General features: G+C 56.6%; 11 protein-coding genes. 4 read left to right on the top strand and 7 right to left on the bottom strand.

The genetic code is table 11. The features are described from left to right. Positions 1-5: 5 nt before the first annotated feature. Positions 6-215 (top strand): hypothetical protein, encoded by a 210-nt coding sequence (locus AC628_RS05800; RefSeq protein ID WP_074125777.1) that lies wholly within the window; start codon positions 6-8, stop codon positions 213-215. Positions 216-492: 277 nt separating this feature from the next. Here the strand turns inward: AC628_RS05800 and AC628_RS05795 are convergent, their stop codons facing one another. Continuing rightward, complete coding sequence (locus AC628_RS05795) at positions 493-1,302, bottom strand: class I SAM-dependent methyltransferase (RefSeq protein WP_074125776.1); 810 nt, start codon at positions 1,300-1,302, stop codon at positions 493-495. Positions 1,303-2,000: 698 nt separating this feature from the next. Between AC628_RS05795 and AC628_RS45770 the strand changes: the two genes are divergently transcribed. The 3 genes from AC628_RS45770 (at position 2,001) to AC628_RS05785 (ending at position 6,112) form a co-directional block, all read left to right on the top strand. Beyond that, the gene (locus AC628_RS45770) at positions 2,001-2,129 is read left to right on the top strand and encodes a hypothetical protein (RefSeq protein WP_283806537.1); all 129 of its coding nucleotides are present in this window, start codon (positions 2,001-2,003) and stop codon (positions 2,127-2,129) included. Positions 2,130-2,429: 300 nt separating this feature from the next. Further along, entirely contained in the window at positions 2,430-4,544 is a 2,115-nt protein-coding gene (locus AC628_RS05790) for a prolyl oligopeptidase family serine peptidase (protein WP_074125775.1), read from the top strand. A gap of 596 nt (positions 4,545-5,140) precedes the next feature. After that, positions 5,141-6,112: a LysR substrate-binding domain-containing protein gene (locus tag AC628_RS05785; RefSeq protein ID WP_074125774.1), complete on the top strand. Its 972-nt coding sequence runs from the start codon at positions 5,141-5,143 to the stop codon at positions 6,110-6,112. On the opposite strand, the gene AC628_RS05780 is transcribed toward AC628_RS05785, so the two are convergent. The 6 genes from AC628_RS05780 to AC628_RS05745 form a co-directional block, all read right to left on the bottom strand. Next, positions 6,101-6,487 (bottom strand): DUF3088 domain-containing protein, encoded by a 387-nt coding sequence (locus AC628_RS05780; protein ID WP_074125773.1) that lies wholly within the window; start codon positions 6,485-6,487, stop codon positions 6,101-6,103. The two genes, AC628_RS05785 and AC628_RS05780, sit on opposite strands and share 12 nt — an antisense overlap. Before the next feature lie 16 nt (positions 6,488-6,503). Then, positions 6,504-7,754 (bottom strand): MFS transporter, encoded by a 1,251-nt coding sequence (locus tag AC628_RS05775; protein ID WP_074125772.1) that lies wholly within the window; start codon positions 7,752-7,754, stop codon positions 6,504-6,506. 250 nt (positions 7,755-8,004) lie between these two features. Continuing rightward, a complete protein-coding gene (locus tag AC628_RS05770) occupies positions 8,005-10,245 on the bottom strand; it encodes a tetratricopeptide repeat protein (RefSeq protein WP_074125771.1) in 2,241 nt (746 codons plus the stop codon). Between the two features lie 2,106 nt (positions 10,246-12,351). Further along, positions 12,352-13,704 carry an oxygen-independent coproporphyrinogen III oxidase gene (gene hemN, locus AC628_RS05755; protein WP_074125769.1) on the bottom strand — a complete coding sequence of 451 codons (1,353 nt, stop codon included), beginning with the start codon at positions 13,702-13,704 and terminating at the stop codon, positions 12,352-12,354. A 341-nt stretch (positions 13,705-14,045) separates the two neighbouring features. Further along, a complete protein-coding gene (locus tag AC628_RS05750) occupies positions 14,046-14,630 on the bottom strand; it encodes a hemerythrin domain-containing protein (RefSeq protein ID WP_074125768.1) in 585 nt (194 codons plus the stop codon). Between the two features lie 170 nt (positions 14,631-14,800). Then, complete coding sequence (locus tag AC628_RS05745) at positions 14,801-15,394, bottom strand: helix-turn-helix domain-containing protein (protein ID WP_083632608.1); 594 nt, start codon at positions 15,392-15,394, stop codon at positions 14,801-14,803. Positions 15,395-15,971: the final 577 nt, after the last annotated feature.

Genomic DNA, 15,971 nt, shown 5'->3' with positions numbered 1-15,971 from the left:
CTACGATGCTGCTCGATTGTCCTTCCGACGGAGTGGCCGCGATCCGGACGCAGTTTGGCGCGATTTTTGTTTCATTGGAACTCTTGGCCCGCAACGGCCGAGAATCCGCTTTGGCCGAGACGAGGGACTACCGCATCGTCGCCCAGGAGGCGAGGAACTGGATGACCGGCGATCCTGCAGGCATCGCCGAGTGCATGGTCCGAGCCCATCCGTGACAGCAGCGCGTACGGGCTTTGCTTCAGAAGGCGTATCCGGTGATTGCGCTACGGTCTGACCTCAAAGTGGTGCTGGCGGCCCAGCCGGTCGAACCGCGCATGGCCCTGCGCTGCGAGCCATCGGCGGGCTTAAAGTTCGCGACGTACAGGGCGAACGTGCCCGCACCGTCGTGTCATCCTGCGCTTCTGGCTGGATGGCAGCGGTCCGGATCAGCAAATAGGCCGCTGCCCGGCTTTGCGCTCTTAGCCCGGAACGCGTTCGACGACACCCAGCTCTTTAATCGGTTCGACGGAAGTGCCCCTCGGCCCCTCTCGTCAGTAGACAAGCGGCTTGTTGTCCCGAATAAGATATCCAATCGACACCATAGTTAGTCTCACGGATGAATTCGTCGAAAGCTAATCTTTCATGCTTCTCGAACCCTACGTAGTTGAAATATTCGTCAAACACGATAACGCATCCCGGACGAATCTGAGACTTGAGCCCCGTAAAGATGCTTTTCGTACTTGAATATATATCGCAATCGACGTGGATGAACGCAACGGGCAGCTCGCGCCGAGCAAACACCGGAATCGCCTCATCAAACAGGCCAACAATAAGCTCTACGTTCTCCGGAACGTCAGGCGCTTTGCCTCCACGATCAAAGTCCACTGGAAGGTATCCGTTCCAGCGCTCGGGGAGGCCATTAAAGCTGTCGAAGCCATAAAACTGCCGCTCTGGAAATCGCTCGGCCATGGCGCCGATAGTGTAACCGCTATAGACGCCGAACTCGAGGGCAACACCCGTACCTGCTTTTGACAAGGCATCAAACCTGAACTCATCATGATCGGCAAAAAACACTGCGTCCGTCATTTCTGTGCGGATTATCTCAATGGCTTGTTCCTGCGCAATCGCAGACAAAGTTCGAAACAAGCTATGGTTTGTTTTGGGCAGCCCGTACATTTCTGCAGCGGTTACAAGTTTGCGCAGGTGTTCATTCGCAATGTCCTGCTTGTTAAGCATTGTCGACAAAGCGTCGGCGACTTCGCTGGAGGAATTTGCTAGCCGATCAATTGCGGCTAATAAGCGATCATCAACCGCTTTTCTCATCGCGTCATTCCGTTTGACTATACAAAGGTCAATTGCTCGCGCCGATTACCCGACGAATTTTATTCCACGAAGCTGCATTTGCGCGGGAGTTTGAATAAGCAGCACAAACGGCAAAAAGCTAATCGTCGAATTGTTCGGTATCGTGGCCTTTCATTGATTAGCGGGGCAACATTAAGAAGCTTCGTTTCCACCTCTGGACGTGTCATTGTTCGTGTTTTGGTCAGCCCCCTTATCTCAAACGACCACTCGGGCTTGAGACGGCTCCGCGAGAGGAGCGTGCACCGAACTGGACCCGCTGGATGTGCTGTTCACAGCGATCGTGCATGACAACGAGCCGCAATGTGCGAGCGAAGCGTGCCAAGGATCGAGCTTGGTTCTGATCGGAGAAGATGTGCCCAGCGGATCTGCTGTTCGAGATGGAGGTGTCGAAACGATCGTGCATGAAGGTCGGTGCATTCGAACTATTAGCCCCATTTGAGCTCTGCTATCGCATCCAGCTTGTTAGGGACCCTCCATCTCAGTCAACTACTAGACAAGCTAGTTGACGAGGGCGCTGCGGCGCAGTCGGGTGGTTGGTGGATTAGGGCTTGTGGGCGCCCGCAGAGCTTAGCCCACCGAGAGACGGGACAGGGAATGCAAGCTCTTTCTCCTGGCTAGGAGGAGCCGAGCCGTCCGATGACTATTTGGAGCACCTCGCCGTGTACACCACACTTTACTTGACCGCGATCTGGCTGCTGATCAACGCGCTGTTCTTTGTCATGGTGACCACCGCCGACAATCTGCCCGATAGCGTCGAAGCTTCGGGGAACCTGCAGATATGGGGATAGGAATTGCGCTGGCGCCGCTGCATCGTTGTGTCCCTTCTTGACCAATGAAGATCGAAAGACTGGCGGTGTCCGACAGGCGAATCTCGCCGACACGTTGCCCGTGTTTGCTTGGCAACCAATGTCGGGAATCGGACATGGTCGGCGCAGCCACGCGGCTGAAACTTTCGGCTCTTTAGCCGGCACGCAGTTTGCAATGAATGGTCCGCAAGATGCGCTATTCCATGCGCTGCGTGCTTCCGCCGCTTCTGCTTGACGCGCCAGGCGTGTCCTTGGCCTGTCGATCTCATCGGGAGAAAGTCCATGAACAAATCACTCCTCTCCGCCGCGCTGCCATCGGTTACCCGCACCACGGCGCTTGCGCAAGAGCGAGCTGCGTTGGTGGAAGCTGATGATCCATTCCTCTGGCTCGAGGACATCGAAGGACGAAGCCAATTGGCTTGGGCTCGCGTCGAAAACGAGAAGACACTAGGGGTTCTCCAGGCCGATCCCCGCTATCGGGGCTTCTACGAACAGGCGCTCACCATCCTGCAGTCCAAGGATCGGATTGCATACGTTTCGTTCGGACGGCGCGGCTTAGAAAATTTCTGGAAAGATGAAGACCATGTGCGCGGCGTCTGGCGACGCACCACGCTAGAAAGCTATCGTAGCCAAGATCCACAGTGGGAAACCATTCTCGATGTGGACGCATTGGCGAATGCCGAGAACAAGAATTGGGTCTTTCAAGGTGGCAGTCGCCTTCCACCTGAAGACCGCCTCTGCCTAATTAGTCTTTCCGATGGTGGCAAGGATGCCGCGTCTATACGTGAGTTCGACAGCGAGACCAAGTCCTTTGTTGCGGATGGCTTTTATCTTCCGGAGGGCAAGCAGGACGTCAGCTGGGTCGATGGTGACACACTCCTGGTTGCACGGGACTGGGGCGGGGGGTCTTTGACGAAGGCCGGCTACCCCTTTGTGGTGAAGGAGCTCAAACGCGCTCAGCCGCTCGGTGAGGCTCGCGAGATCTTTCGTGGCGAGCCTACCGACGTTCAGACGCTGCCGTTGGTGCTTCGAGACAGTGAAGGACGTATACATGCGACCGGCGCCATCCGTGTCATCAGCTCTGTCGAGTGTGAGTACGTGGTCTTCCGCCCCGATGGGCCCATCAAGCTCAATCTGCCGAAGAAGGCCGCGATAGTCGGGCTCGTGAACGGTCGCCTGCTTGTGAAGCTTGACGAAGAATGGGAGCCTGATGACGTCAGATTTGGGACCGGCTCGCTGATTTCGTATGACTTAGCCGAATGGAAGCAGGATCCGCTGCGCGCTAAAGCCTCGCTCGTCTTCCAGCCTGGGTCCCGCCAGGCCCTGAGCGGGCTCAGTAGCACAAAGAATTTCTTGATCCTGACAATCCTTGAGAACGTTCAGAGCAAAGCGTTCCTTTATCAGTACGACAAGAAAGCTTGGTCGTCGACGCCGATCCCGCTGCCGCAACATACAAATGTCAAGGTGTCAGCCGCGTCCGAGCAAGCGGACCAGGCGATGTTCACGGTCTCGGACTACCTCAGGCCAACATCAATCTGGTATTTTGATGCCGAAACCCAAAACCTTGAGGAATTGAAGACGACACCTACCGCCTTTGATGCGTCCAATCACGTCGTAGACCAGTGCGAAGCGACTTCGTGTGATGGCACGTCAATTCCCTATTTTCTGGTACGGAGGAAGAATGCGAAGTTTGACGGCGCCATCCCAACACTTCTTTCTGGCTACGGCGGGTTCCAGGTTTCGCTTCTGCCCTCCTATCTCGGACCCGTGGGACGGCTCTGGCTCGAACAGGGCAATGCCTATGTTGTTGCGAATCTGCGCGGGGGTGGCGAGTTTGGTCCACAATGGCATCAAGCAGCCCAAGGGGCAACGAAGCAAACGACATGGGATGATTTCATTGCCGTTGCCGAAGACCTGATCCGCCGCAAGGTCACAAGTCCGCGCCGGCTAGGAGTAATTGGCGGCAGCCAGGGTGGCCTACTCGTTGGCGCCGCAATCACCCAACGTCCCGAGCTCTTCAATGCGGCGATCATGCAGGTGCCGCTGTTTGATATGCTTCGATACACCAGCCTCGGCGCGGGCGCTTCCTGGATTGCCGAATACGGTGATCCCTCCATCGTCGAGCAGCGCTCGTGGATTGAAGCCTACTCGCCCTATCAGAAGCTGGCTCCGGGCAAGACCTACCCCGCTCCCTTAATTGTCACCTCAACCAAGGATGACCGCGTGCATCCATCGCACGGGCGCAAAGCTGCCGCGAAACTCGCCGCGCTGGGCCAGCCTTACTTCTACTACGAGAACACCGATGGGGGACACGCCGCCGCGGCCAATCTCATCGAATACGCACGTCGACTAGCGCTCGAATACACCTATGCATCGAAACGGCTTTGTTCGGAGTAAATTCGGCGGAGAAACTTATCGAAGCAGATAAATCCGGGACCATTGCTTATCTCGACGTCACCACGTCCCCTGGCTGTATTGATCGAGGCGAACGCAGAGGCAATACCTGCCAACCAGCCAATTGACGGGCAAGATGCTATGCCGGATCTTGAGATTGATTGGAGGAATTCCATGAGCGCGAGAAGCGTTAACTCAAGCCCGTCAACTAGCTGCTAGTGTTGCAGCGTGGCTAGCCGGCAGTCTCTCCGTCGATGGGCAAGTGTTGCAGAGCCTGATTGGTCCAGAACTTGTTGTTCCAACCTCAAATTCGGTCGCATCCTTCTGGAGGAGATCACACAGTACGAACGCTGCACCGAGCGGGATTCTCAACCCGTGCCTCAAGGACGACAAGATGGGAAGCGTCCGTGTGTCTTGACCGAACTGGGCAGCGAACTTGTTCGGTGAACTCGCGTCGATAGACCTGGCACCGAAGAGGTCTCAGTGGTCAGCTGTGTCCATCCAGTCAGCAATAGCGGTCGTTGGTGCTGGGAAGAACCAGGCGCATGAAAGCTCAATAATAGCTCATCGCAGTTAACGGCGTCCATTAGGTAAGTCGGATGCGCAAGCTACCTATTCTGAAAAGCCTTCATTTGTTTGAGGCGGTCAGCGAGTTTCCAAGCTTCTCAAGGGCGGCCGAGCGGCTAAACATGACTTCCGGCGCGGTAAGCTACCAGATGCGCCTTCTCGAGGATTGGTTCGGCAGGAGGCTATTCGTTCGCCATAGTGCGGGCGTGCGGCTGACATCCGACGGCGAACAGCTAAAGAGCAGCTGTGCGAGCGCGTTCACAATGCTCGAGAAGGGATGCTATGAACTACGAAGGAGCGATGCAGGACGTTCCGTGGTGGTGGGGTGCTCAACCACATTTTTGTCACACGGCCTGTTGCCTCGTCTTGGTGCGTTCCGGCAACGCTATCAGGACATTGATTTTGTCTTTGAGACCGAGGCCGATCTAGATGCGCTGGCTGTTGGTGCATTGGATGTATTGTTCGTTTCCGGCCTGTTGAAGCGGCCGCTTCCGGTCCGTGAGGTGCATGTAGCGAACGAGATGATTGGCCCAGTCTGTGCGCCCGCTACGCTCAAGGCGATCAAAAGCCCGCAGGACATTTTGTCTATTCCTCTGCTGCACGAGGCCAACGGATTGGACGCCTGGAGCGAATGGGCCAGCGCGGCTGCAATATGCTTGCAGGGGCCGCGCCGCGTCGTGTTCGACACATTTACTTTGGCTGTAGAGGCGGCAAAAAGTGGGCTTGGAGCCGCCATTTCCTCGCAAATTCTGGTCCAAAGTAACCTTGAGAAGGGAGAGCTTGTGGCTCCGTTTGGCTTCGTGCCGGTCAATCGCTCAATCTACATGTTTGTCAATGGGCACAGGCGAAATATTGCGGCTGTTAGCGAGTTTGAACGCTGGGTACTGTCGGAAGTATTAGGCCGGAGTCATCAGCCATCGCCTGTCCCAGGCCGCAACTCGCAAGATCAAGCAGACCGTTCAATCGAAGCGTCCTCTTGGCCAATACTGTCGTCAACCCGGTGATGACCATCGTGGCCAAGGCGCCACCCTTCCAGGATAAAGCGCCGGAAAGCCGTGACGCACAGCTAAACAATGAAGGATTGCAAATGGATCGTCGACATAGGCGAGCCCGTTCGCGTACTTCGCCTTCTCCGGCGTAGGGGCTCCCTTCTCGAGAATGAGAACCGGCGCGGACTGATGATCCTGGCCAAGCCTCTCGATGAGTGCGGTCCGTGGCTTGGCCCAGGCAATCCGGCGAACGTCGAGCATCGCAGCGCGCCTTGGAAACGCGGACAGCACCCCGTCCAATAGCAAGCATTGCCAGCAATAGAATTCTCGTCCTGGCAAGGACGGATCTGCAAACGAGCGTTCTAATAGGAACAACTGATCCCATGGCATCGTGTGGATCCCTGAATTACCGATCGACCGGACATGACCCTTGAGAGTGCCTTGATCTCACGACTGCAAAGGTAGCAACAGCGAAAGCAACAAATGCGCTTGCTGCGCATAGAAGCATGATCGTGCCGAAAGGAAGCCGGTCACCTAAAAGCGAAACAGCAATGCCGTTTCCCGCAACCCCGCTATAGGTACAACATTGAAACAACCCGGAAAGGCGGCCGGCTCGATCCGGAGCAAGTGCAGAGACCATGTGCGTGTGGGCGGCAGCCGCAAATATTTGGCCAAAGCCGAGCATTGCGCTGCTGGACGCGATGACCACAGTCAGGCCAGCATCGAGCGACATGATCGCAAGGCATGCCGCAAGCAGCATCGCGGCCCCGGCGACCGTCGGCAACGCGCCTAACAGGTTGAAAATCGGCTTGACGGCTAGCGCCCCCAGCAGGGCCAAAACGCCGTTGGTCATGACGATAGCCAACAGAAGGCCTTTGTCGAGAACGCCTCCAGTTGTGGCACGTATTGCGGGATAGACGTTGATGATGCCCGCGCCGAGATTGAGCAGAAAGACTGCAAGGAATGCGGGATAGAGCGGTGCCAAATCCAGGACAGTTCCGGAAGGCTGCTTCTCAAGGATTGTCGGTGTGTTTCTCAACTGCAACTTAATGCCAAGAAGCACGATCAAGGACAGAATGATCGCCGATAAGTTGAACGCCAGAACGCCACGTAAATGCAACTGCCCGGAGAGCGTGGCACCTGCAAACATTCCGATCAGATAGGTTAGCCAGTCGATATTGGCAATGTTGCGCAGCACCGAGATCATGCCGTCTTTCGATGTAATACGACGGAAGAAAGAAACTTCTGCAGACAAGTAAACGGGCTGGACCAGACTTAGGATGGCCATTGAGGCATAGCTCAGAAAGGAATCGGCTCCGTCGGTGCCGAAGATGGCGAGCAGCGCGCATATGCGAATCACATTGACGATCATCATGGCAGAGATCGGGTCACGTCTGTCGACCAGCGGCGACAAGAAAAGGCTCCCAAGCAGGATAGGCGCAAAAGTGACGGCAACACCGAAACCCGCGGCGCTCATGCCGGATTGGAGTAGGCCGATTAGGATGCCAATTCGAAACGCCCAGCCGCCGCTCTGAACGATCAAATGCGATAGATAGACGACTTGCCGCGTGCTCGACCCGCTCATTTCTGGCTCGTCGATGTCATCGGTTTCGCTTGATGTGGAAGCGAAGATGACGCCGGTCTTGTTCCGCCACATCCGTGTGATGAGCCCGCAAGAGTATGACGAACGCTCTCGCAACAGGACGAATGGTCAGAAGGGACCATATCTACTTCCCCGCCAGTGACGTGCGGTCGTTCGGGACAAGGTGCCGACCGACCCGGGTCCCGTTGCCTGGTCAGTCCCTGAATTTGCGGCGCTTGTCGCGCGACAGGGTTCGCTAGACCTTGCCTTAATACCGCCGCAGGCCGCTCGACTTCGACGGCAAGGAATGCCATGAGCCGCCAGCTCATGAAGGCCTGGCGGAAGACGCAGAAGCTCGATCCTGCCGCGAAGCCAAGTCAGCTTGCAGACTTGTCCAGATGTGCTCACGAGTGAGGAGGTAATCTGGATCTCCTCCAATCTCGACAGCGACCGTGGCGTGGTTCAGTGATGTATCTGGCCGGCCCTCGTTGAAGTACTCGATAGCGAGATTGTTGTGCGTGGGCGCATGTCGAGGGTTAAGTTCAAGAGCTCGAAGATAGTGCGCGATGCTCTCGTTCGCCTTACCAAGCTCGGAATAGGCGAGACCGAGGTTGCTCAGCAGATCGGGATTCTTGGAGTTGATATTGGCTGCTGCTAGATAGGAGTCCAGAGCAGCTTTCGGCCTATCTTGCCGCATCAAGATGTTGCCTTTCTCGAAGTGAGCTCGCCATTCGTTTGGCTTGATGACAAGTGTTCTGTCGAGATCGGCTAGAGCCCCTGCGGCATCGCCCATTCTGTTGCGAAGTGCGGCCCTGTTCAGATGAGCTTCGTAATAGGGGGGACAGAGCTCAATAGCGTGCGCATATGCCTCTAGAGCCTCAGCTTCCCTTCCGGGTACTTTAGAAAGCAGGTTCCCCAGGTCATTCTGATACTCTCCATAATAGGGATCGTAGGCAATGGCTTCACGCAGCTGCTTCTCAGCCCGAGGCAGATCGTCGACGAGTTCATAGACCTGACTGGTGTTGTAGATAAGAATCGACTGGTGAAGCTTGAAGCGCTCGCCGCCATACGCCTTAAGCATCTTACCATGGCCTTCCGCGCAAAGGCTGAGGGCTTCCTCATATTTCTCCTGCTTGGCCTTGATGTAAGCATAGGCATTCTCTGCAAACACCTTGATATAATCGTACTTGTCGTGACCCTTGAAATCCAGATCGATGGTCTCAAGATTTCGGACCGCGTACTCTTCGGCCACCGTGAGGTTGACCGGCTGCTGATAGCGTCCATACGTCATTGATTGGGCATAGAGGACCGTTGGCGTGTATCGGCTCTTCGGGAATATCTTGTAGAATTCATTCAAATAGGGAACGGACACCAGCCCGCAGCCGAGCGAATACAGCACAAAAGCCGCGTTGATGAAGGCGGCGTTCACCGGGGCATCTCCCGAACCGTAGGTGCGAAGCGCAGGATCGGCGAAAAGTGCCCCAAAGTAGCCAAACCAGAGGTCATACAGGCCGATGCTTTGGAGGATCAGACTCGGTTCTGCAACCAATTCCAGACGCTTGTATTTATCCCTTATTGATAGCGCATGAAGCATGTTGAGCGGCGCCTCGCCCGTCAGATAGCGGTCGAGGGAAGCGCGGTGCACCTGCTCGTGCAGATGATCTGCAGTCGCCTGCTCGAAGGTCGCATAGTTTCGTTGCGCGATGAGATCAGGCGTCGTGCAATCAGATTCAATGTACGATTTGAGAAGGCTGTGCCGTTCCCCGGTGTTGAGGCTGGCCAGATGGAGATCCACGATCGCGATCGGCTCGAGATAGCCGATGACCGGCAATCCGGCTGCCGCGCATTTGCTCAAGGCCTCGACGATCAGCGGATTCCCGCCACTTGCCTCATAGATCTGCCGCTGTTTCTCGGAAGCGAGATTCACATCCAGGACCGGCTCCAGTTCCTGCATGCTATATCTGCCGAAGTGAACTTCGCTGGCGTCCTGCAAAAAGAGGCATTGTTCATAATCGATCAGGAGAAACCGAAACAGACGCGTACCGTCGTCCAGCCTGACGAGCAGCTTGATCAGGTTCTTCGCCGGGGCGGACAGCGTAGCCGCCCGGTCGATGACGAGGATGTGACGTTTGTTGCGCTCTCGAGCACACGTGATCAGGAATTCGGCTAGTCCGACCAAGAGTTTATTTTGATATTCGTGATGATAGAAGCGTGTGCGCTCCTCCTTGCTCGAGGTATTGGTGAGATCCTTCGGCACGCTAAAGGCATCGCTGACCAGGAGAGGGAATAGCCGCTTCAAGGATTGTTGTGCCGCCTCAACCAATTGTGGGCTATTTTCAGCCGCCCACGTCAGTTCGGCGTCGATGAGCGCTTGCAGCCCCGCAAGGTAGCCGCCGGTCCGCCAGTCGCCGTCAGTGATTGAGATGTCCCAGCCGGAGCTCGCGAGTGCCGATTTGATCGTCGGAACCGGTGTCATGCCCCCTTCTGCCTTCAAGATGGTGATCGGACTGATCTCGACGGAAGACGATATGGCCGGGGCAATGCGCTGCTGGATCAGATCAACCATTGTACTCTCCGCAACTGTCACAAAGGAGGGGGGTCGAAAGGACCACCCTCCGATGCCGCTATGCTCTCATCAGGTAGATGCATTCAAGGCACACATAGAACCAACCTACAGCGTACCCGTGTACGGAGTGGTGGTGCGGATGGTGGTCTTGATCTCAGCGATCTTCTTCTTCATCACGTTTTCCTTTCTTTCTGACACGCTAGACCAAGCGAAGGCGCGGCCAGTCGTGCAGGAAAAAGAATAGTGAGTTGCTGCGCCAATCCGCAGCGAGATTCCTTGACTGTCGCTGTCAAAAAAATTGGAAGCGCGGCTCAGATGGCGCTAGCAAAGGAGCCGATCTGGCGCTTGGACCGTTGTGACGACTGGAGGCTCGGCTTTGTCGCGTGGCGCCGGTCTCTCTCTGACTTTAATCTGGCACCTTCGGCGTCCCAACCTTTGCCTCGCACAGCGAGCAAATTGGCTGGCAACTGCTTGCCACTCGGGAAGCGCTCCGGGGAGAATGCGCGGTTCAGTGGGTATGGCGGTGCCTGGTTAAGGGACGTGCCTTGCGCCTGAGATGAGCGCGGCATATGAGCCTCGAATCCGCGCGGCCCTACCAGAAGTCGGAGTTTCAGCCTTCATCGGCTACCAGACAGGTGCGCGGGTGCTCTCATCAGGATTGTGCTGTTCCCAGCGTGACGATTCAAGCGACTGTTTGCCAACTGACTGTTGCGATGCGTGCTTCGAGCGAAGAGAATTCATTCCATGCTCGGCCTCACGAACAAGCGAAGAAGCAGCCCGATGCCTTCCGATGGGCGGGACTGAGGAGCGGGCAGATGAGCCGGCGTTTTCGAAGGGGCACGTGTCTCCATGACGAGACGGCTCAAGACTTGTGAAGGGACGAGCCTCTCCTGACGGTCGTTATCCTCTCCCGCATACAATTTCGCAGCCGAGTTCGCCAGCCACGACGGCGCTTCGAATGCCCCAATACAGGAAGCAGTATCGGTTTGTGTTTCCCTGCCTACCTACCGAGATGGCACGGCAATGGTGCACGAATGTGCGTCTAAGGGATCCGTCGTTGATGCAATCAGCACAAAAAAGAAGCCCGGTCTCCTTTCGGCGGCCGGGCGGAAGTCTCAGTCCGGGAGGAGCGACGCTACTAGGCATCGCACCGACCTCCATTGGCAGAAGGAGAGGCTGCCAACGGTTCGATTGCGGCGAGGGCATGCGCCGCAAACTCTGCGAACGAATATACCTCTTATCTGACGCTCCTTGGGCTGGTACAATCGATTGTCTTGATGGAGAGCATCTAAAGTATGGATATGTGTGAACATCCGAGTCCGGGAGCCCTGATTAATAGCTCCTTGTTGGCTTGGTGCACTCCATTCGAACTCTCTGTGCTAATCGCTCGCATCTCAAGCCGCTCGCAACCATCGGAGCCATTTATGGTCGGCCTCTCGCCGCGTCTTGAAGCGCTCGACGCATTTCTTGGAGCAAAAGGCCGTTCGCCAATAGTAATAGCGGATCAGCCCGAACCGTCCTCCGCATAGCGCGCAGCACCTAACTGAACCGTGGTTGGATCGATGGTCGCTGTTACGCATTTATCGCCTCCTGTCGGCATTAGGTGGCAGCCCCCTTTGCGTTTTCCATGGCGCAGCACCACGCATGCGCATGAAGTGCGGCGTCGACGCTGCTGAATCGCGGCATGTAAGGCACGGGGCGCAGACTTGATTCTTATGTGCGCTTGCTCGGCGAATTGTCGTCCGTCAGGACTGCTTCACCGAGATTGCTTACCATATCGATGTTTTCGTCCTTATTAATGCAATTTGCGCTTGCTGATGATTGAATACTGCGCTGGGGCGCGTTTGTTCGACGAATTTGAGCTGATCCGATGAACACGCGTTCCTTCGGGACCTCTGTACGAAGAGCTCCATAAAGAGGCTGACGGCCGTTAGCGGAATCGGAACGGGATGCCAAATCGGCTTACGGCTCAATGGTCCTGATTGTGCTACCCGAGCATAAGTCCGTCCGGTTATTGTTTCCTGACGACGATATGCCCGATCATCCGGTTACAACAACTCTATTCGTCTTCTGGAAACACGATTTCCTTCATTTCAGTGAATCGGTTCAAACCGCCCGACTATGTGTAGCCTTGGACCGCGCAAGATGAGCGTCGAACGCCGCGGCGACGCTCCGGACCAGAAACTGAGCGTCGCTACTTACGTAAAGCCGGTCACCGTCCATAGTCACGACGCCATCCGCGATAAGGCCGTCGATCCGAGGCCGATCGACGATGGCCAGTGTCGGGTCCCTGCCGTGACGGCGGGATATGTCGGCAAGGTCGACGGCCATGTCGCACATGAGACGCTCGATGATCTCGGCTCGGAAACGATCTTCCTCCGTGAGCGAGTAACCCTTAACGGTGGCAAACCGGTCATCGGTGATGCGCGCGAGATAGTCCTTTGTCGCCGCAGCGTTCTGGACGAATCCCTGGGGCGTGCGGCCAATGGCGCTGGCGCCGAGACCGACAAGTGCATCTGCGGAATCGTCCGTATAGCCTTGGAAGTTGCGCCTCAGCGTACCTTCCTGACTTGCAAACGCCAGGGCGTCGTCTGGGAGGGCGAAGTGATCGAGGCCAACACGCACGTATCCCGCATCAATCAGGGCTTCGGCGATCTTTTCGGATTGGAGATATCGCTCGATGCTGTTGGGTAGGGAGGCTTCGTCGATCTTGCGCTGGTGCTTCTTGAATGAAGGAATATGGGCGTAGCCGAACACGGAAAAACGGTCCGGACGGAGCTGCAAGCACTTCGCCACGGTGTCTAGGCACGAACCGACCGTCTGCAGGGGCAGGCCGTAAATCAGGTCGAAATTGATCCTCCCGACTCCAGCGCGTCGCAGCCGCTCAACCGAAGTCACCGTCTGTTCGAAGCTCTGCAGACGATTGATGGCGCGCTGGACAGCAGGATCGAAACTCTGGATGCCCAGGCTCGCTCGGTTAACCCCGCAATAGCCGAGCGCCTCCGCCATCGGCTCGGTCAATGTGCGGGGATCGATTTCGACAGCGAGCTCGGCATTAGGCCGCACCAGGAACGAATAGCGTAACGTGCCGACGAGATCAGCGAACGTTTCGGGTGTCATGACCGTAGGAGTGCCGCCACCAAAGTGGATATGGGAAATTGATAGTCGTTGGCCGATCGTCTCTGCGACGAGGTAAGCCTCAGTACGCAGTCCTGCGGCGTAGATCGCGATGGGGTCGTTGCGCTTTGTGACAGACGTGTGGCAGCCGCAGTGCCAACACAAGGATCGACAAAACGGCACGTGAAGGTAAATCGACGCGCGCTGCTGGACCCGCAACGATTTGAGCCACGTTCGGTAGTCCGTTTCGCGCACTGACGATGAGAAATGCGGAGCTGTCGGATAGCTGGTATAACGCGGCAGCCGATCCTGCCCGTAGGATTTTGCTAAGTCCGATCGCATGCGGAATCCTCTCGCTCTCTTAAGCGAGTATTGGACTCGCGGCGGACACGCTTTGCGCTGCCTCAAAATCTCCGGTGTAGCTGGCTGCTAAACGTCGACTCTGAAGCCGAAATTGGTAGGGGATGCCCGCGGCGCATACGTCTGGGATCGAAACCACTGATGAATGGTCATGTACGGGCAATGGGGCGCCGTCCACGGCAGACCAGCAAGCTTTGCTGGAGATCCGGCGCATTCATCATCGAGTGAGTCAGAATGGATATAACATCAGGTTATCTTCAGGAGGCCGGCGCGAGGTCAAAATAACTGGCCGCCCGTCTTGGCGCCCCGCGGCTGGATGGCCGTCACCCCTGATGAAAACTGACCGGGTGCCGTTCGGCTTCAGCCTCTTTTGCCAATTGCACAATGTGCGCTCTCAGCGCGTCGGAACTCGCTTCGCCTGCCTCGCTGAAAAGCGGGTCCTTACGATCGGTGAGAGCCGAACCGATTTCCATCCAATCCTGAGGAGACAGAGCTTTCAACGCCGCCGGGAAGAACTCATGTTCTTCCCACATCATGTGATCCCGTTCGCACACGATAAAGTTGCGCACGATGTTGCCAACCTCCTGCCGGAGGATATCGCGATCCGCGAGGACGGCATCGATCGCTCGTGCGAAGTGATGCAAACGATCAGCTCCTTCGTGGTGCTCGCGCGTGAGGTCTCCGAGACTTGCCGCTGCATCCGGATTGCGAATCCTTAGCTTAGAGAAGATCAGGTCTTCCTGCGGATGATGGTACACCTCAGGGTAAACCTGGAAATAGCTGATAATCGCGCGAATTACCTCGTAATCAGGACGATCGCCACGCTCAAAAATCTCCAGCTCGCGCTGAAGTACGGCGAGAAGCAGTTCCATATTGCGATGCTCTCGACGCAAAAGATCGACGATCATGCGCTGCTCCGTTGAGGGACCAAAGTAAGGCGAAAGAGATAGCGTCAACCGAACTGAACAGACGTCGGCGCCCCATTGCCGCGCCCGTGAACAGCGGCGGCGCTGCTTCTGCGGGCGCGAGGGCCGCAGGCCGACCGCCACGCAAATCGCATGAGTGTGCGCGCATCGACTCAGCCCAAGTTCCGCGTAAAGTCATGGAACAGTATGTGGTCGCGCAGCTCGACTCGCCGTGAGGTGGGCAGTGAGATGATGCCCTTCTGCTCGAGTTGAGTAAAGGTTCGCGATACTGTCTCGATTGTTAGGCCAAGATAGTCGGCGATATCCTGTCGTGACATGGGAAGTTCGATGGCTGCGTTCTTCGGGGCGCGGCGAGCCATATCGCGTAGGAAGCCCATGACCCTCTGTTCGGCGCTGCTGATCAGCAGCATCACATGGTCTTGAGAGCGGCGTAGCTCCAGCGCAGTCGCGTTCCAGAGCTGCCGTGCCAGATCCTTTTCATGGATTGCGCGGATCATGAGCGCGCTGCGCCTGACCATCAATACCTGTGATTCGCAGATCGCCTCGGCTGAAGCGATATAAGTATCGCCGGCCTCGAAGCCGAAGATATCTCCGGATAGATAAAAAGCACCGATCTGGCGACGTCCGTCCTCCAGGATCCTGTAGGTTCGCACGGCACCGGACGTCACTTGATAAAGGTGTTCTGCTGCCTCTTCCTCGCCGTAGATCTCGCTATTGCGCGCGAAACGCATCGGCGTCCCGTTCATGCCGAACGGTCCCTCCGTGCGAGCAGGGCCTCGCAAGGCGCTGGTCAGATGACGCCTCGTCCGGGCAGAAACGGCAGCGCGAAGCTGCATGTCGGCACCCCATCGTGAGAAGATAGATGGACACAGATTGGCCGCTACGGACGAAGCGCGACATTTGGATGTTTCCCCTAAGTAGAAGCCACTAGGTATTTGTACGTAGGCTTTGGTCGGAGGGCCTTGCCAAGGACGTGACGTACTTTGTTTGGTACCCCCATCACCGAGCGAGAGCCAACAATCAAACCCGCTAAGAGGTTGGCTTGTGACTTCAGAAGCTCGCGGCCCGTTAATGCGCATCACCGAGGGGGCATGGCCAAAGCTGGCGCCGGCGCAATCTGCCACTCGTCTGCGCCGAGTTTTCATGGGAAGGGCACGACGAGAATGACCCAACGGCGGCTGACCAGCCGGCCGATGTTATGGAGAATGCTACTCGGCCGGCGTCGGACGGTCTCCTTCATCAGACAACGATGAGACCGCCAGCGTCGGAAAAGCCGCCTCGTTGGATCCGTCTTGAACTGTGCTCTTCAAGAAGCGAAAGGAC

This window comes from Bradyrhizobium sp. NAS96.2, from assembly GCF_001908235.1.
In the GTDB taxonomy this organism is placed as follows: domain Bacteria; phylum Pseudomonadota; class Alphaproteobacteria; order Rhizobiales; family Xanthobacteraceae; genus Bradyrhizobium.
The sequence above is the reverse complement of the archived record's forward strand: the minus strand, read 5'-3'. Positions and strand labels throughout refer to the sequence as shown.